Raw genomic sequence first — 18,644 nt, forward strand, 5'->3', positions numbered from 1 at the left:
TTATAATTGAGAATTTCGATTGTTAATTTTCATGAAATAAAATTATATTTGAGAGTATAACTATCAAATTAAACCTTAAAATAACTATGTCAGAAAATACTTTTAATTTAAAAGCACCTCGTATAGAGGTCGTAGATGCATTGCGTGGTTTGGCTATAATGGCCATTATGTTACTTCATAATTTAGAACATTTCGATTTTTATTATTTTCCGGAATATTTACCAGAACCTATCAAAGTATTAGATAAAATAATTTGGGAAACCCTGTTCTTTCTCTTTGCCGGAAAATCGTATGCTATTTTTTCTCTTCTTTTTGGATTTAGCTTTTTTATCCAAAATGACAATCAGGCTAAAAAAGGGAATGATTTTACAGGAAGATTTATTTGGAGGCTTGCAATATTATTTGTTTTCGGACTCATCAATACCATGTTTTTTTCGGGAGATATATTAATGATTTACGCCGTTTTTGGTTTAATATTAATTCCGGTTCGTAATTTAAAAACGAGTTATGTATTAATAATTGCTACTTTTTTATTGGCTTTGCCTATGGAATGGTTTAATTTTTTTAATATTCTTTTTAATGCTGATTACGTTATACCTGCCAATATTTCAAATGCGTATTATGCCAATATGCAATTGTATTTTAACGGAAATTCGTTTGTAGATCATGTAGTAGGGAATATGTCAGTAGGCAGATGGGCATCAGTATTCTGGTCTTGGGAAAACGGAAGATTTTTTCAGGCACCCGCTTTATTCATGTTCGGATTAGTTGTGGGTAGAAAACAACTTTTTGTTTCTTCTCCAGCCAGTATTGCCTTTTGGAAAAAAGCCTTATTATTTGCAATTCTGTTATTCATTCCGCTTTTTACATTTAAGAGCTTTATTCCGGAAATTGTAGCCAATAAAGATTTGCAAAATAGTTTATTAGTAATTTTTACTTCCTGGTCGAATGTTGCGTTTATGGTTGTTTTAGTAAGTTCTTTTGTATTGTTGTATCAAAAAGAAGCCGTAAATAAAGTATTCTCAAAACTAATTCCTTTCGGGAAAATGAGTCTGACAAGTTATTTTACTCAATCTATTTTAGGATCGTTTATTTACTATCGTTTTGGTTTAGGACTTTATCAATATACCGGCGCTACTTTTAGTTTATTAATTGGTATTACGCTGTTCTTATTGCAATTAGGATTTTGTACCTGGTGGCTAAAAACACATAAACAAGGACCATTAGAATATATCTGGCACAAAGCAACGTGGATTTCTTTTAAGAAAGAGAAAAAGCCTGTGATTATATAAATATAATACGCTTGAAATGATAAAAAAAACAGCACGGAAATTATTTTTCGTGCTGTTTTTTATTTTGTAATAGAATTAGTTTTAACGTATTCGCATCTGTAAATTTCCTGAAAAATAAAAACTACGATTCATCATCAAGATTAAATTCCTTTACTTGGAGCTTCAGATTTTTAATCCATTTAGTCCACATTCTTAAAGATAATAGAATAAATTGAATCGAAATAACTATACTAAACATCAATATTAACGCTTTTTCTTTTGTAAAAGTTATTACTGATGTAAAAAAAATAATTATTGAGATGCTGTATAAAAATGTGATAATTACTGAGGTAATTGATAGTCGCTTTATTCTCATCAAATAATTCTGAAGAGATAGTTTCAAATTTGTTTCTCTGATAGGTTTTGTTATGGAAATATAACCAATAATATCATTGAAAATGTATAATAATAAGCCAGCTACTAATGACAGATTTGCATAAAATGGTTTTTTGTCTCCATCGAACCAGTCGTAATAAATAAATAAAAAGAATAGTAGAACAATTGTTTCAATAATCAGTTTTGTTCTTATTTTTTTTATCGATGGGTGATTAGTAATCTTAGTCATTAGTCGCAAGTCTGCTTCGCTTTTGGAATCTTCACCAGCGTTTTTCCAATCTGATTTTAAATCATTTAATTCCATAATTTTTATTTTAATATTTGTTTCAATTTATTTTTAATTCTGTTTAATCGTACCCCTACATTACTATCACTTATTCCTGTAATTTCTGCAATTTCCTTATAATTGAAGTCTTCTAAGTAAAGAGATATGACAGCTTTCTCTGAATCATTTAATTTTCGTAAAGCCCAAAACAACCGTTCCTCGTTTTCTGAAATTGTCTTTTCGTTTGAGGGATGAATATGTGCAGGGAACTCTTCATAATAATCTATAGATATTTTTGATTTTCTATAAGTAGCAATCGCAGTATTTAAAGCAATCCTATATATCCACGAACTTACTTTAGATTCTCTTCTAAAGCCTGGATAAGATTTCCAAAGTTGATAAACAATTTCTTGGAATAAGTCTTCCCGATCTTCTCTACTATCCCGATATAATTTGCAAATCTTATGTATTATCTTTTGATTTTCATGTATTAGCCCTAAAAATTCCGTTTCCATACTATCGTTTTTTTAGTCATTAAGCATTTCTTTATACAGTTTTGAAATTAAGTTATGTAATACATAAGTTGCTTAATTAGCAGAAAATATTACAAGGTCATAAAATAATTTTAATGTCTAAAAATGACAGTGAGCAATTTCACGTCCCACTCAAACTAAATGGGCAAGTAATTGAATTAATGAGACTTTAGGTAAATGGCTTTATTGACGCGCAGGGTGACAGTTTAAAATAGCTTTGAACTAATATTTCAGTTAAGCTAAAATAGAAAAGTTTTTATTGATTACGAGATACTTCCAACTGTAAAGACGTAACAAATTCAAAAAAAAATATTTCCCTTCCCAACACCCCAACAAATAAATTCTGATTTCGTATATTTGCCCAACCAAACATTACACTTAATTATGAGCCAAAAAGTATTACTTAATTCAAAAGAAGTTACTATCATACTCCATCGTTTGGCTTGTCAGTTGATCGAAAAACACCTTGATTTCTCCGATACTATTTTAGTGGGAATTCAGCCAAGAGGCGTTTTTTTAGCTGAACGTTTAAAACAAATATTAGAAAACGAATACAAAGTACCCGAAATTTCTTTGGGATATTTGGACATCACTTTTTTTAGAGATGATTTTCGTCGTACTGATAAACCGCTGGAAGCCAATAAAACACAAATAAATTTTATAGTCGAAAATAAGAAAGTCATTTTTATCGATGACGTTTTGTTTACCGGACGAAGCATTCGTTCTGCCTTGACCGCAATTCAGTCTTTTGGTCGACCTTCAGAAATTGAATTGTTAGTCTTAATCGACAGACGTTTTAGCCGTAATTTGCCTATTCAGCCCGATTATCGTGGTCGTCAGGTTGATGCTATAAACGACGAAAAAGTAAAAGTAAGCTGGAAAGAGAATGAAGGTGAAGATGCCGTTTATCTGATAACGAATTAGTTTAATTGAAGAAAAACAATTAAACGATTTAACGATTAAACAATCAAACAAATAAACGATTAAACAATAAAAAGTTATGACAGAGAATGAAACGTTTATTTATGAATCGATTTTTAATCAGATCAGAATGGGATTTCTTTCTGTTGATGAGATTCAGGAGAATATTATAGAAGAAATCGAAGACAACGAATTCGAAGACGAAATCTCTGAAGAGTGGGCTTTTGATAAAATAAGAGAAGAATACCAAAAGTTACTTTCAGAAAGTAAACAATGGAAAAGCCCAACAGATACTGAAAGGCTGATAAAAGCGTTTGATGAATTAGCAGATGAAAATATCATCGCACTTCACAACGCAGGTTACACCACAACAGATGGTGAATATGAAGTAGTGGAAGTGGAGAGAGAGCTTCAGGAAAACGAAGTAGAATCTGATGGTTATTGTTTTTATCACGAACAAGATTTAGCGAGAGCCATTGCTCTTGAAGATTCGAGTTTGTTTATCGCTTTTCAGAAAGTAGATAATTCTGATGAGGCAACAACAATAGAAGTTGGGAAAGTAGTAGCTGAGGTTTTAATAAACAACGATTTTAAAATAAAATGGAATGGCTCTGCAAAAACGAAAATCGAAATTCCAGGCTTTAGATGGCAAAAGATTTTTGATGAAGATGCGAGAGATCTCCAGGATTACAGTGAAGTTGTAGACAGAATGCTTCAATAAGCAACTTCTTTTTTTTAGAAGCATTGAAGGACTGAGTGTTTCAGAAATTCATGAATTTGACAAATAAATATTAAAGAAATAAAAATGAAAGAATTAAGCGTAAATCATTTATTAGGAATAAAATACATCAACGAGAATGATATTAACCTGATTTTTGAAACTGCCGATCATTTTAAAGAAGTCATTAACAGACCCATTAAAAAAGTTCCTTCATTACGAGATATTACGATTGCCAATATTTTCTTCGAAAATAGTACCAGAACAAAACTTTCGTTCGAATTGGCTCAAAAAAGATTATCTGCTGATGTTATCAGTTTTTCAGCAGCTCAGTCTTCGGTTAAAAAAGGAGAAACCCTGATTGATACTGTAAATAATATCCTTTCCATGAAAGTAGACATGGTTGTAATGCGCCACTCCAATCCCGGAGCGGCTTATTTTTTATCTAAAAATGTCAAAGCCAGTATCGTAAACGCCGGAGACGGTGCGCACGAACATCCTACTCAGGCTTTGTTAGACAGTTATTCGATCAGAGAAAAACTAGGAGATGTAGCCGGAAAAAAAGTAGTGATCGTAGGTGATATTCTGCATTCGAGAGTGGCCTTATCCAACATATATGCTTTGCAAATGCAAGGTGCCGAAGTAAAAGTTTGCGGACCAAAAACACTGATTCCAAGATATATCGAATCATTAGGAGTTACTGTAGAACCTAATTTGCGTAAAGCATTAGAATGGTGTGATGTTGCCAATATGCTTCGTGTACAAAACGAACGTATGGATGTGAACTTTTTTCCATCAACACGCGAATACGCACAACAATACGGAGTTGACAAACCATTATTAGATTCTCTAAATAAAGAAATCGTCATCATGCACCCGGGACCAATCAACAGAGGAGTAGAGATTACTTCTGAAGTGGCAGATTCTGATCATTCAGTGATTTTAAATCAGGTGGAAAATGGTGTAGCGATTAGAATGGCGGTGATTTATTTATTGGCTTCTAAGATTCAGTAGATTTTAGTTTGCAGTCTCAGTCTCAGTTTTTGCTGACGGTTGCAGTTTCGAAATGTTTGTCACCCTGAGCGAAGTCGAAAGGTGCACCAATTGGAATGGGCTTCGACTTCGGTCAGTCTGATAAACCTGAAATTAATTTTACTATAAAGCTTTGTTGAAGCAGCTTTGCGAACTTTGTGTTTTCTCTACCTAAATATTGGTTAAAAATCTTAGCGGCCTTTGCGGTAAATTGTTTATAGGTGTCTTAAATTGATTAAATTTTTTATTTAGAGTCTCCGTTTTTAATGACGATTAGAATTTGAAAATATTTTTTTGTTGCTGTAATTTTAAATTTAAAATCACACAAAGTTAAAACTGTTTTTACTGTGACTGCGACTGAAAACCAAAAAAATCGTACCTTAGCTCTCGCAACAGAGCCTATAAATTAGAAGATGAAAGTAGATCAAAAAGGACATACCGTTACAATTAAAAATACACAGGGAGATTTTAATGCTTTTCTGGAGAAAGTAACGCAACAATTTAAAACCTTTGAAAAACAGAATATTATTATCGATTTGACAGCAGATTCAGATTTGTCTGAAAAAGAGCTGAAACTTTTTTTACCACTTGCAAAACAGCAAAAAAAGGCTAAAAAATCGTTTGTAATTGTAGTATCTGATCTTGACTTTAATGCTATTTCTGATAAATTGACTGTTGTTCCTTCCCTTTTAGAAGCACACGATATTATTGAAATGGAAGAAATAGAAAGAGACCTTGGGTTTTAAATTTTAGATTTCTGATTTTAGATATTAGATTTTTGTACTAAATCTAAAATGTTTTAATCCAATCTAAAATCTGCAATCAACAATCTAAAATCTAAAATGAAATTAACCATTCTCGGCTGTTATGCCGCAACTCCCAGAACAATTACCAACCCAACTTCGCAGGTTTTAGAAATTAAAAACAGACTGTTTTTGATCGATTGTGGCGAAGGAACTCAGGTACAATTGCGTAAAAACAAGATTAAATTCTCAAAAATTAATCACATTTTTATTTCGCATTTACACGGAGATCACTTTTTTGGACTAATAGGAACTATTTCGACTTTTGCGCTTTTAGGCCGTACAGCCGATTTGCATATTTACGGACCAAAAGGGGTAAAGGAAATTATTACTTTACAACTAAAACTTTCCAATTCCTGGACGACTTACGAACTTTTCTTTCATGAATTAGAATCGAAAGAAAGTGAAGTAATTTTTGAAGATAACAGGGTTATTGTAAAAACTATTCCGCTAAAACATCGCGTATATACCAACGGATTTTTATTTCAGGAAAAACCGGGAGACAGAAAATTAAACGTAGATGCTGTTCAGCAATACGATATTCATACTGCTTATTATCAAAAAATAAAAGGTGGAGGAGATGTGACTCTGGACGACGGAACTGTAATCGAAAATGAAAAATTATCTTTTGATCCGATTCCGGCATTGAGTTATGCTTTTTGCTCTGATACCGTTTACAATGAAAATATTATTCCGATAATCGAAAATGTTGATGTATTGTATCACGAATCGACCTTTTTAGAATCAGAAGCTCCTTTGGCTTTAAAAACATTACATTCTACAGCAAAAGAAGCAGCGCGAATTGCACTGAAAGCAAATGCAAAACATTTAGTTTTAGGCCATTATTCTACACGATACGATGGCATTGAGCGTTTTAAAGAAGAAGCTGAAGAAATTTTCCCGAACGTGCTTTTAGGAGATGACGGGGTAAGTTTTGAGTTTTAAAAAAGTTATCAGTTATGAATTATAAGTTATGAGTAAAACTGCTTATCGTCATAATTCAATCTAAAATCTAAAATCAACAATCTAAAATCAGCAGTCATGAATGATTTAAGCAATTATAGAAAATCTTACGAGAAAAGTGAATTATTAGAAACCAATATTCCTGAAGATCCTATTAATCTTTTTAACAGATGGTTTCATGAAGTAGAAGAATTTGGCGGAAGCGGAGAAGTAAATGCCATGACAGTTTCGACAATTGGCCTCGATAGTTTCCCGAAATCGAGAGTAGTTTTATTGAAGAAATTTTCTGAAGAAGGCTTCATTTTTTATACCAACTATGAATCTGAAAAAGGAAAAGCAATTGCAGTAAATCCTCATGTTTGCCTGTCTTTTTTTTGGCAGGAAATGGAACGTCAGGTAATTATAAAAGGAATTGCGCAAAAAACTTCTGAGAATATATCGGATGGTTATTTTGATTCCCGTCCTGACGGAAGCAAACTGGGCGCCATAGTTTCGCACCAAAGCGAAGTGATTCCGTCAAGAACATTTTTAGAAGAAAATCTAAAAAAACTGGAAGCACAATTTGAAGGAAAATCAATTCCGAGACCGGAGAATTGGGGTGGATATTTAGTAACTCCTTTAGAGGTAGAATTTTGGCAGGGAAGACCTAATAGACTACACGACAGAATACGTTACCAAAGCCAATCTGATTATTCATGGAAAATTGAAAGATTATCCTCTTAGTTTGTAAGAAATTTACATTTAATAAATAAATAATGATGTAGTTCATCGATTAATTTTGCAGTTTACCGATAAATTGAATACGTTTGAATAAGAAAAACGAGACAATTTATTTTTAAAATATAATTTAAGGAATTTGCCCCAACATTTACTTTAATTTTAACTGCTATTGATTATGAAAAAGATGATGTGTGCCATGATGTTCGTTGTAATTTTTATTACAATGAACTCATGCTCTGCAGATAGTGCCGAGGGAAGCAATAGTACTACAACAGAAGCTCTGGTTACGAACTACAGTTATAATGACTCAGAGATAGAAACCATGAAATTAATCAATGATTATCGATTAAGTGTTGGTTTAAATGCGTTAGAAAAAATAAATCATATTTCGTTTAAGTGTGAAGAGCATAATAATTATATGATTGCCAACAATGTTGTCGATCATAATGATTTTACTTCACGTTCAAACAATATTATCAGTGTTTTAGGAGCGAAAAAAGTAGGTGAGAATGTTGCTTACAATTACAAAACTTCTGAAGCAGCGGTAAGAGCGTGGCTTGACAGCCCCGGACACAAAGAAAATATAGTAGGTGATTTTACTCATTTTGGTTTATCAATAACAATTGATGCCAAAACCGGGAAAAAATATTACACGAATATTTTCGCTAAAATTTAAATATTATTGGACTGGTTGGTTTTTAGTAGTCGTTGTAAATCTTTGATTTGCGACGACTTTTTTTTGAAATAGACAACTGGTAAAATTCCAAATAAAAAATTCCAAATCCTAACAAACGTGTAGTCTGTTGAAATTTGGAATTTTTAAATATTAGAATTTATTTATAATGCCGTAATAATAAATTCGCTTCTTCTGTTCATTTGATGTTCTTCTTCGGTACATGGTACACCATCAGAACAACGGTTTACAAGTTGTGTTTCTCCGTAACCTTTTCCGATTAAGCGGTTTTTAGCCACACCATTTTTAACAAGCCAGTCAATGGTCGATTTGGCTCTTCTGTTTGATAATGCCTGATTGTAGGCATGTGTAGCCCTGCTATCGGTATGTGAACGAATATCGAGTTTCATTGTTGGATTGTTGTTCAGTACATCAAGGATTTTCTCTAAATCCAGTGCTGCTTCCATTCTGATGTTGGATTTATCCAGATCAAAATAAATCATTTTTATACCAAAACATTTTCCGAGATCATCACCAATGGTCACCTTACAGGTTGATTTTTCCAACGCAATCGGAAGACTAGTTTTGCCGGTTAGTTTGCCAATAGTTACACTGACTTCTCTTGTGGTATATTCTTCTTTTTCAGCCCTTACGTTATAAGTTTTTCCGCATTCCACCACAAAACTATAATATCCGTTTGCATCAGAAATTGTAGTGTTTTTAATGGTGGTTCCTTCATACAACGTAACTTTTGTTCCGGCTAAAACAGCGCCTGTTTGCGCATCTGTAATGATTCCGTTTAACTCCTGAATGCATTGCAGTTTTCGGGTTTCCAAAAATTTATAAATATCATCAGAACCTTGTCCGCCATCTTTGTTCGAACTAAAATAACCACGTCTGGAAGCCGGATCAATAATATAGGCAAAATCATCTTTTGGAGAATTGATATCGCCTCCCACATTCTGAATACTGCTGATTGTGCCGTTGTCTTCAATTTTCCCCACAAAAACATCGAGTCCGCCAAGTCCGGGATGACCGTCTGAAGCAAAATAAATTTCGTTTTCGCTGGTGACATACGGAAAGGTTTCTTTTCCTTCGGTATTGATCGTCGAGCCTAAATTCTGTGGTGGACCATAACTATCCCCATTAATACTGACTTTATAAATATCCGATTGTCCTATTGTTCCGGGCATATCAGAAGCAAAATATAGAGTCTTTTCATCAGGACTTAGCGCGGGATGTCCTACACTATAATTGTCGCTGTTAAAAGGAAGTTCGATAATATTTGTCCACTTTCCGTTATTGTCTAATGTGGCTTTGTAGATTTTAATGAGTGTAATTTTGTTTTCATCTTTTCCTTTTTTGCCGTTTACATAATTGTTTCGGGTAAAATAAACCGTTTTTCCGTCTTTGGTGAAAGCCGGAGAAGATTCATGAAACTTGGTATTGATAGAGGTTTTAAACTTATTTACTTTCGAACTTGAACCCGTTGCAGGATCAACATCGGCAAAATACAAATTGGTAAAATATTCACCCGTCCATTTGTGTTTTCTTTGAGAGAAATTCCCGGTATCCCTGGCCGATGCAAAATAGAGTTTGTTGTCGTAAACAAAAGATCCGTAATCTGAATATTTAGAGTTGATTCCGGCATTTTCGATTGTATAACGTCCTGAGTTGGCTTTTATCTCATCAAGATAATTGACATCTTCCTTATATAATTTTCCTCTGTTGTCATTTTTGTATTTGGCATTAAACTCTCCCAGAATTTTATTGGCTTTATCCATTTGTCCGGTTGATTTTAAAGATTGCGCATACCTGTAATAATACTCAGGTTCCGGACTTGTATTCATGGCAAACAACTCGCCATACCACTTGGCAGCGCCATCAAAATCAGAGTTAAAGTAATAGGAATTTCCCAGTTTCTTGAACATATCCTCGGATTTGTATCCTTTATCAGCTACGCGCTCATAGGTTTTAATAGCATCGATATAGGCATAATTGTCGTATTTTTTATCTCCGGCAGCTACCTTGGAATCCTGGGCATAACTGTTAAATGATAAAACAATTATAAAGGTCAGGCAAAGAAGTATATAATTTTTCATAATCATTTATTTTTAGAAGAAACGAGGGGTTGTCATTTTACCGTTATTTTTAAAGAATTCATAACGCAGGAATATCTCATGAGATCCTGAATTATAATTGTTCAGATTGGTGGTTTCACGATCGTAACCATAACCTAAATAAAGTCCGTCTGTGATCTGGAAACCTACCATGGCACTTAAAGAAGCGCTCCATCTGTAGGCAACTCCCACCACAAATTTTTCCATAAACATAAAGTTGGCTGATACGTCTACCTGAAGCGGTGCTCCTTCGACCATTTTACCTAAAACAGCCGGTTTGAATTTGATGTACTCCAGCTTGTCCAGATTAAATACATATCCGGCCATTAAATAATAATTGATTTTATCCTTAAAAATGGCAATGTCGTTATCATCGTATCTATTGGTTTCAATAAAATTAGGAACCGAAAGCCCGATATAAGCTTTGTCTGAATGCCAGTATACCCCGGCACCCACATTAGGCGAAAACTTATTATCAAGATCCTGAAACTGCGGATCGCCCTGAATTTCCGGATTTAATTTATTGATATCCAGATTGAACAAATTTGCGGTTCCTTTTATCCCGAAAGACAATTTGAAATCCGGCGATGTCTGAACGGTATAGGAAAGGTCAACCGAAAGATTATTCTCGTTAGTTGGTCCTATTTTATCATTTACCAGCGATACACCAACTCCCAGATTACTATTATTGATAGGGGTGTTGACAGAAAAACTGCTGGTTTCCGGGGCTCCGTCGAGTCCAACCCATTGTGTGCGGTACAATCCAAAAATACTCAGGGCTCCTCTTGATCCTGCATAAGCAGGATTGATGGCGATCGTATTGTACATGTATTGCGTATATTGTGCATCTTGCTGTGCATAACCTGCAATGCCCGCAAACATTATGACGAAGAAATATAATTTTGCTCTCATAGTAGATATTATTATATTATTATTACTATCGATTTTATTTAGATAAATATAAATACCCATCTTTCTTATTGTTTTGAAGTACATTATTTCCATCTAACGATTTGTAATTAATAATGTAGAAATAAGTTCCGGTTGGTAACCCGTCAGATTGTTTAACGGTAGTTCTTCCTCTTGATATTCCATCAAATGCATTGGTGGTATTGTTGTAGTTATCAGTTTCAAAAACCAATATTCCCCAGCGATTGTAGATCTCTACATTATTTTCAGGATAACAAGTTATATCATCGATATTATCAATTTTGAAAACGTCATTTATTCCATCCCCATTAGGAGAAAAGGCATTGTGTACCACAACATTTCCACAGGCTAATACTTTACAATCATCATTAATTTCCATAGTCAGTAAAATACTTCTAGGACAATTTTGATCTGTTATTTTATACTCAAATGTATAATTGCCAAGTGCTAAACCTAATGCATTAAAAGTGTTTCCTTGTATCGTATTGCTATTGTTAGCATCAATCCAAACTCCTGTCGAAGGTGTGTTTTCCGGCAATAGGGAAAGTAGATCGATAAGGGTCGAATCGTCGTTACAAGCTTTGCTGGCAATATTGGTAATACCATTTGGCACCACAGTTATTGTAACAGTTGCAGTATCGCAGTTGTCAGCACTTAACTTATCACAAATTTGATAACTGTATGTATAAGTTCCTGCTGGAGTTAAGCTCGATACCGTTACATTTCCTAAAGCATCAAAAGTGATATTTGGATCTGTTTTCGCATTATTGTTTGAATTTAGTAATGTAAAGTTTACCAATTCTAATGAAGCTCTGGTAATACCTTTAAAGTCATTAGCTAAAACATTACCAACCAATCCAAATGTGTTACAGCCAATATTAGTGTAAACATCATCATTTGCAACAACCGGAGTTGGCGGAGCAGCAGGTTCAGTAACAATAACAGTTACAATTGCTGTGTCACAATTTCCTGCATCTGCATTTTCGCATATTTGATACGTTAATGTGTAAGTTCCGTCTGGTGTTCCGGCAGCTACATCAACAGATCCGTCAGGATTTAGAGTCAATGCCCCTTTAGGATCCGGTGTTACAATAGTAAGTGTAACATCAGCTGGATTTACTGCAGCAGCATTCAAAGTATCATTATTGTATATGTTCAATACATTTATTGCTCCTGCAGATATTGGTCCCGCATTATCATCATTTGCTACGATAGCAAATGTTGGTCTGCCAGTACAATAAGGTTCAGATTTTGGATATTCTACTGTTATCGTTTCACTAGGATTAGTAGAGATTGTCAACTTAACAAGAGGACGAAGAGTTTCAAAGCCGTCTGGTGCTTCAATCCATTTATTATTCTGAAAAACCCAACCTGGCCAGTCGATACCTTTACCACTTTGATCAACCACAGCTCCCGGCCACAACACGCGTCCTGAAAGTGGTAAATTATTCATTGTAGTGATCACAGTATCGCTAATGTTGGCCCATGCAATCGTTACACCATTTTCAGGAGTAAAGTTTACAGGAGTTACTACATAATCAATATACGGAACATCATTAACACAAATTGGAGTTGCGGTTACAGTCATTACCGGAGCTTCTATAGTTACGGTAACAGTTGCAGTATCGCAATTTGTAGTTTGGTCGGCTTCGCAAATTTGGTATACCAAAGTCAAAGTTCCAACCGGAGCATTTGCTAAAACATCTACAGATCCATCGGCGTTTAATTGTAAAAACTCGTTTGGAGTTACTGTTGTAATGATAACGTCAGATGCTGTTACTACTACACCTTCAAGAGTGTCATTAGGTAACACATTTAAAACATTTTTCGTAATATTATTTACTCCTGCAATTGGTCCCGCTGAATCATCATTGGCCACAATATCAGAGAAAACTTTACAATTCACTCCGAAATCAGCACCTAAATGAACCAGGTCTTCAGGCGTTACAATTACGATATAACCACTTGCACCGCCAGTTGTGCTACAAACCGTATGCAATTGCGATTTACCTGTTTTATTAGGAACATTTTTATTTGTAATTGATGGCAGCACTTTTACTAGTCCTGTTGCTCCCAAACTAGCGGCAACGGCATCCAGATTAGCATCTTTTACCAATTTTATAGTATAATCTCCGTAAGGATTGGCACTGTCAGGTCTGTCTCTCCAGAATCCTTCAATACCTACAACTACTTCCTGATGATATCCGTTAGGACCATCAATAATAACATTTGCACTCAAAGCATTTCCAAAACCTCCGGCATTTAATTCGCCAACATTTGATGGTCCTGCATAACTTCCGTCACCATTAAGGTCAATCCATTCCCATTGGCTATAATCAATAGCGCCGTTTCCATCAGGAATATTTTTAGTTACAATACCATCATTGTTAGCATCATACCATTCATCCTGAACTCCATTACCATTTGTATCATACCAAACATAATCTCCTAAAACAGGTAATGTCGATTTTCCGTATTCAAAATTATGTTCCTGAATTTTACAATCTTCAAGAGTAGTAAAGAACAAACTCGAATCTATAGGATACAATTGGTATGCGCTGTTTAAATTAGCATCCTGAACCTGAACTAAATAACTTCCGGCAACCATGCCTGAGAAATTATAAAGACCATCGGCACCAGTTATGCGCATTAAAATAGGGCCAAGCGTAGTACCTTGCGGAACCAATGTAACAGGTACATTTGCAATTGGAGTATTAGTATCTTTATTGATAATTTGTCCGGATATTTTAACCGTATAAGTTGGTTGAGTAATTACAACCGTTGCAGTTGCAGAACAAGTTTCGTTTCCGTTGTTTACAGATGATGTTGCTGTAAGTGTGTACGTTCCTGCCGGCAAATTAGAATTACCAACCACTTCGTTATTTTCATTTCTAATCACAACAGTCGATCCCAGACTATTGGTAACCAAGATTAAACCATCTTTTCCGCCAAAACAAGTTACATGCGAAGCAACACCTGAAACCGAAACTTTATTTTCGACTGTAAACGTTTGTTTTAATTCCGTTTTATTACCGGCACAATCAGTCAAAGTATATGTTCTGGTCAAGATATAAGCATTTCCGTCGCAACCACTTCCTTCATTATTAGAATCGCTTACTGTGATATCTACAGTAGTACTGCAATTATCCGCTGCATCTTTTATATCAGCAGGATTTCCAACCGGGATATCAGCAATGGTTTGCAAATTAGCCACATCAGCAGGAGCAGTTCCAGTTGGTGCTGTTGTATCTCTAACTGTTATTATTTGAGTATAAGTAGCCGTATTTAAACCACAATCACTGGTAGTCCATGTACGGGTTAATGTATAATTAGTAGAACAACCGTTTTGTATATCACTTTTAGTTTCATTAAAAACGATTGGCAAATTACCATTGCAATTATCAGAAGCTTCAAGATTTGCAGGTTCAGGAACAGCATCACAAGAAACTGTAATATCTGTTGGAAGTTCTCCAATAAATGTTGGTTTTGTTGTGTCCTGAATTTTTATCACTTGCGTGAAAGTATCAGAAATATTTCCGCAATTGTCTTTCACAGTCCATGTGTTCGTATAAGTTCCCTCATTCGAACAATCCGCAGAAGCGACAAACAATCCTGCTACTTTTACGATATTCGAAACATCAGTATCACATAAATCCGAGGCTGTTGGGAATAACGCTTGCGCGGAAGTTAAAGCGGCCGTATCACTACATTCGATAATTTTATCTAAAGAAGCTACTTCAGTTGACCAGGTTGGTGCTGTAATGTCTTGTACAATAATTGTTTGACTTACAGGAAGAGAAATATTTCCGCAAGCATCTTTAGCTGTCCAGGTTCTGATTTTCGTGTAAGAACCAGCACAGTTTCCAGGAGTTACAGTATCTTCATAAGTTAATGAAGCAATTGTACCATTGTCATCTGTTGCAGTAGCCTGAGCAAATTCTGGTTCTGCCGGACAGTTAATAGTCGAAGTTTCCGGTAGCGGATCAATTATTGGTTTAACCGAATCTCCGTCAAGAATTTCAAATGATACAGTATGTGTACAACCTTTAGAATCAGTTATTACCACACTATAATTTCCTTCAGCAAGATTTGTGGCTGTTGCCGAAGTTTGCTCCGGAGTTGTGTTCCATGAATACGTATAAGAACTAGTTCCGCCAGAAGCTACTACAGTTGCAGATCCGCTAGAAGCTCCGCCACAACTCGCATTTACCTGAGATTGTGAAGCTGTTAAGGCAAGTTCAGGTTCTGTAATTGTTATTTGCTCAGTATCAGTACAACCTTTTGCATCAGTTACAGTTACGATATAAGTTCCTGCGATTAAATTATTGGCTGTAGCCGAAGTTTGAATTGGATTTGTATTCCAAGAGTAAGAATAAGTTCCGGTTCCTCCAGTTGCAGAAGCTGTTGCAGATCCCGTTGCGTCACCTTTACAATTTACATTAGTATCAGTTTTTATAGCTGCTGTTAAGGCAAATTCAGGTTCTGTAATGGTTATTTGTTCGGTATCAGTACAACCTTTTGCATCAGTTACCGTTACAATATAAGTTCCTGCAATTAAGTTATTAGCTGTAGCCGAAGTTTGAATAGGAGAAGTATTCCAAGAGTAAGAATAAGTTCCAGTTCCTCCAGTTGCAGAAGCTGTTGCAGATCCCGTTGCGTCACCTTTACAATTTACATTAGTATCAGTTTTGATAGCTGCTGTAAGTGTAATTTCAGGTTCTGTAATGGTTATTTGCTCAGTATCAGTACAACCTTTTGCATCAGTTACTGTTACAATATAAGTTCCTGCGATTAAGTTATTGGCTGTAGCCGAAGTTTGAATAGGAGAAGTATTCCAGGAATAAGAATAAGTTCCGGTTCCTCCGGTTGCAGAAGCTGTTGCAGAACCCGTTGCGTCACCTTTACAATTTACATTAGTATCAGTTTTGATTGCTGCTGTAAGTGCAATTTCAGGTTCTGTAATGGTTATTTGTTCTGTGTCAGTACAACCTTTTGCATCAGTTACTGTTACAATATAAGTTCCTGCGATTAAGTTATTGGCTGTAGCCGAAGTTTGAATTGGATTCGTATTCCAGGAATAAGAATAAGTTCCGGTTCCTCCGGTTGCAGAAGCTGTTGCAGATCCCGTTGCGTCACCTTTACAATTAACATTAGTATCAGTTTTTATAGCTGCTGTTAAGGCAAGTTCAGGTTCTGTAATGGTTATTTGCTCAGTATCAGTACAACCTTTTGCGTCAGTCACCGTTACAGTATAAGTTCCTGCTATTAAGTTATTGGCTGTAGCCGAAGTTTGAATTGGAGAAGTATTCCAGGAATAAGAATAAGTTCCTGTTCCTCCGGTTGCAGAAGCTGTCGCAGATCCCGTTGCATCACCTTTACAATTTACATTAGTATCAGTTTTGATTGCTGCTGTAAGTGCAAGTTCAGGTTCCGTAATTGTTATTTGCTCAGTATCAGTACAACCTTTTGCATCAGTCACAGTTACAATATAAGTTCCTGCAATTAAATTATTGGCTGTAGCCGAAGTTTGAATAGGAGAAGTATTCCAGGAATAAGAATAAGTTCCGGTTCCTCCAGTTGCAGAAGCTGTTGCAGAACCAGTTGCATCACCTTTACAATTTACATTAGTATCAGTTTTGATAGCTGCTGTAAGTACAAATTCAGGTTCTGTAATGGTTATTTGTTCTGTATCAGTACAACCTTTTGCATCAGTCACAGTTACAATGTAAGTTCCTGCAATTAAATTATTGGCTGTAGCCGAAGTTTGAATTGGATTCGTATTCCAAGAGTAAGAATAACTTGCGTTTCCACCAGTTGCTGATGCTGTTGCAGATCCAGTTGCACCACCTTTACAATTTACATTAGTGTCAATTTTTATAGCTGCTGCTAAGGCCGCTTGTGGTTGTCCAATAATAACATCACAAGTTGTTTTGTATCCTAACTTGTCAGTAACAGTCACCGTATGTAAGCCAGCAGTTAAAGCTGTTGCCTGAGCTGTTGTCTCGTTATTATCCCATTTATAAGTATAATCTCCGTTTCCTCCAATAGCGGTAACAGTTGCGATACCGTTATTATCTCCATAACATTTTGCAGGAGCATTTTGAGTAATACTACAAGACAAAACATTAGGTTGTGAAATGGTAATAGTACAAATTGTTGTACAACCTTTAGAGTCTGTAACAGTAACAGAATGTAATCCGGCATTTAAAGCAACGGCTTTTTGTGTTGTCTCGTTATTATCCCATTTATAAGTATAGCCTCCATTTCCTCCAATAGCGGTAACAGTTGCTTCACCATCACTCAATCCATTTGAAGTTACTGCTTTATTTTGTGTAATTGAACAAGACAAAGCAGCAATAGGTTGCCCAATAGTTACTGAATTTGATTGACTAGAACAAGAATCTGTTACAGTCAAAGTATAGGTTCCGGTAGGAAGCCCAGAAACAGAAGCTGTAGTTCCAACTACTGCATTAGAGCTATTTTTCCAGGAATAAGTTACAGTTCCTACGAAGTTTGTTACTGCTCCCGCACTAACACTTCCAGTACTGTCACCGAAGCAAGAAGCATCTGTTTTAGAAGAAGCTGCAAGAGCTAAAGCAGCTGCAGGTTGTAATATAGTAACTGAATTAGATTGAGAAGAACAATTATCGGTTACGGTTAAAGTATAAGTGCCGGCTACAAGACCAGACACAGAAGCTGTTGTCCCAACAGAAACATTCGCTGAATTTAACCATGAATAAGTCACCGTTCCGACTGCATTAGTTACCGCACCCGCTGTTACCGTTCCTGTGTTTTTTCCAAAACAAACAACATCTGTTTTAGAAGAAGCTGCAAGAGCTAAAGCAGCTGCAGGTTGTAATATTGTAACCGAATTAGATTGAGAAGAACAATTATCGGTTACAGTTACAGTATAAGTTCCGGCTACAAGACCAGACACAGAAGCTGTTGTTCCAACAGAAACATTCGCTGAATTTAACCATGAATAAGTCACTGTTCCGACCGCATTAGTTACCGCTCCGGCAGTTACCGTTCCGGTATTTTTTCCAAAACAAACAACATCTGTTTTAGAAGAAGCTGCAAGAGCTAACGCAGCTGCAGGTTGTAATATGGTAACCGAATTAGATTGAGAAGAACAATTATCGGTTACAGTTACAGTATAAGTTCCGGCTATAAGACCAGAAACAGAAGCTGTTGTTCCCACAGAAACATTCGCTGAATTTAACCATGAATAAGTCACTGTTCCGACCGCATTAGTTACCGCTCCGGCAGTTACCGTTCCGGTATTTTTTCCAAAACAAA

At 35.5% G+C, this 18,644-nt stretch carries 13 protein-coding genes; 8 read left to right on the forward strand and 5 right to left on the reverse strand.

The features are described 5' to 3' along the window. Positions 1-86 precede the first annotated feature (86 nt). Entirely contained in the window at positions 87-1,292 is a 1,206-nt protein-coding gene (locus tag FLACOL7796_RS02940) for a DUF418 domain-containing protein (protein WP_173969341.1), read from the forward strand. Between the two features lie 121 nt (positions 1,293-1,413). On the opposite strand, the gene FLACOL7796_RS02945 is transcribed toward FLACOL7796_RS02940, so the two are convergent. After that, positions 1,414-1,971 (reverse strand): hypothetical protein, encoded by a 558-nt coding sequence (locus tag FLACOL7796_RS02945; protein ID WP_173969342.1) that lies wholly within the window; start codon positions 1,969-1,971, stop codon positions 1,414-1,416. A 5-nt stretch (positions 1,972-1,976) separates the two neighbouring features. Next, on the reverse strand, positions 1,977-2,447 hold the full coding sequence (locus FLACOL7796_RS02950) for an RNA polymerase sigma factor (protein ID WP_173969343.1): 471 nt from the start codon (positions 2,445-2,447) through the stop codon (positions 1,977-1,979). A 402-nt stretch (positions 2,448-2,849) separates the two neighbouring features. On the opposite strand from FLACOL7796_RS02950, the gene pyrR reads away from it, so the two are divergent. From pyrR to FLACOL7796_RS02985, 7 genes are all read left to right on the forward strand, one after another. After that, entirely contained in the window at positions 2,850-3,389 is a 540-nt protein-coding gene (gene pyrR, locus FLACOL7796_RS02955) for a bifunctional pyr operon transcriptional regulator/uracil phosphoribosyltransferase PyrR (RefSeq protein WP_173969344.1), read from the forward strand. 76 nt (positions 3,390-3,465) lie between these two features. Next, on the forward strand, positions 3,466-4,107 hold the full coding sequence (locus FLACOL7796_RS02960; protein WP_173969345.1) for a DUF6891 domain-containing protein: 642 nt from the start codon (positions 3,466-3,468) through the stop codon (positions 4,105-4,107). Positions 4,108-4,191: 84 nt separating this feature from the next. Further along, positions 4,192-5,118 (forward strand): aspartate carbamoyltransferase catalytic subunit, encoded by a 927-nt coding sequence (locus FLACOL7796_RS02965; protein ID WP_065449375.1) that lies wholly within the window; start codon positions 4,192-4,194, stop codon positions 5,116-5,118. Between the two features lie 431 nt (positions 5,119-5,549). Further along, on the forward strand, positions 5,550-5,882 hold the full coding sequence (locus FLACOL7796_RS02970; protein WP_173969346.1) for a ribonuclease Z: 333 nt from the start codon (positions 5,550-5,552) through the stop codon (positions 5,880-5,882). 96 nt (positions 5,883-5,978) lie between these two features. Further along, positions 5,979-6,884, forward strand: a complete 906-nt coding sequence (locus FLACOL7796_RS02975) for a ribonuclease Z (RefSeq protein ID WP_173969347.1) — start codon at positions 5,979-5,981, stop codon at positions 6,882-6,884. 96 nt (positions 6,885-6,980) lie between these two features. Then, on the forward strand, positions 6,981-7,625 hold the full coding sequence (gene pdxH, locus FLACOL7796_RS02980; RefSeq protein ID WP_173969348.1) for a pyridoxamine 5'-phosphate oxidase: 645 nt from the start codon (positions 6,981-6,983) through the stop codon (positions 7,623-7,625). Between the two features lie 172 nt (positions 7,626-7,797). Continuing rightward, positions 7,798-8,298, forward strand: a complete 501-nt coding sequence (locus FLACOL7796_RS02985; protein WP_173969349.1) for a CAP domain-containing protein — start codon at positions 7,798-7,800, stop codon at positions 8,296-8,298. 161 nt (positions 8,299-8,459) lie between these two features. Here FLACOL7796_RS02985 and FLACOL7796_RS02990 read toward each other — a convergent pair whose 3' ends face one another. Genes FLACOL7796_RS02990 through FLACOL7796_RS03000 form a run of 3 tightly spaced genes read right to left on the reverse strand, consistent with a single transcriptional unit; the run spans position 8,460 to position 18,582 of the window. Further along, positions 8,460-10,397 carry an OmpA family protein gene (locus FLACOL7796_RS02990; RefSeq protein ID WP_173969350.1) on the reverse strand — a complete coding sequence of 646 codons (1,938 nt, stop codon included), beginning with the start codon at positions 10,395-10,397 and terminating at the stop codon, positions 8,460-8,462. Between the two features lie 12 nt (positions 10,398-10,409). After that, complete coding sequence (locus tag FLACOL7796_RS02995) at positions 10,410-11,327, reverse strand: PorP/SprF family type IX secretion system membrane protein (RefSeq protein WP_173969351.1); 918 nt, start codon at positions 11,325-11,327, stop codon at positions 10,410-10,412. Positions 11,328-11,361: 34 nt separating this feature from the next. Then, a complete protein-coding gene (locus tag FLACOL7796_RS03000) occupies positions 11,362-18,582 on the reverse strand; it encodes a T9SS type B sorting domain-containing protein (protein ID WP_232067274.1) in 7,221 nt (2,406 codons plus the stop codon). Positions 18,583-18,644: the final 62 nt, after the last annotated feature.

The organism is Flavobacterium bizetiae, assembly GCF_902804475.1.
GTDB lineage: Bacteria > Bacteroidota > Bacteroidia > Flavobacteriales > Flavobacteriaceae > Flavobacterium > Flavobacterium bizetiae.

Bases quoted from the DNA above. Each gene is read 5' to 3' on its own strand.
- FLACOL7796_RS02940 (WP_173969341.1), top strand. From the start codon at position 87: ATGTCAGAAAATACTTTTAATTTAAAAGCACCTCGTATAGAGGTCGTA.
- FLACOL7796_RS02945 (WP_173969342.1), bottom strand. From the start codon at position 1,971: ATGGAATTAAATGATTTAAAATCAGATTGGAAAAACGCTGGTGAAGAT.
- FLACOL7796_RS02950 (WP_173969343.1), bottom strand. From the start codon at position 2,447: ATGGAAACGGAATTTTTAGGGCTAATACATGAAAATCAAAAGATAATA.
- pyrR (WP_173969344.1), top strand. From the start codon at position 2,850: ATGAGCCAAAAAGTATTACTTAATTCAAAAGAAGTTACTATCATACTC.
- FLACOL7796_RS02960 (WP_173969345.1), top strand. From the start codon at position 3,466: ATGACAGAGAATGAAACGTTTATTTATGAATCGATTTTTAATCAGATC.
- FLACOL7796_RS02965 (WP_065449375.1), top strand. From the start codon at position 4,192: ATGAAAGAATTAAGCGTAAATCATTTATTAGGAATAAAATACATCAAC.
- FLACOL7796_RS02970 (WP_173969346.1), top strand. From the start codon at position 5,550: ATGAAAGTAGATCAAAAAGGACATACCGTTACAATTAAAAATACACAG.
- FLACOL7796_RS02975 (WP_173969347.1), top strand. From the start codon at position 5,979: ATGAAATTAACCATTCTCGGCTGTTATGCCGCAACTCCCAGAACAATT.
- pdxH (WP_173969348.1), top strand. From the start codon at position 6,981: ATGAATGATTTAAGCAATTATAGAAAATCTTACGAGAAAAGTGAATTA.
- FLACOL7796_RS02985 (WP_173969349.1), top strand. From the start codon at position 7,798: ATGAAAAAGATGATGTGTGCCATGATGTTCGTTGTAATTTTTATTACA.
- FLACOL7796_RS02990 (WP_173969350.1), bottom strand. From the start codon at position 10,397: ATGAAAAATTATATACTTCTTTGCCTGACCTTTATAATTGTTTTATCA.
- FLACOL7796_RS02995 (WP_173969351.1), bottom strand. From the start codon at position 11,327: ATGAGAGCAAAATTATATTTCTTCGTCATAATGTTTGCGGGCATTGCA.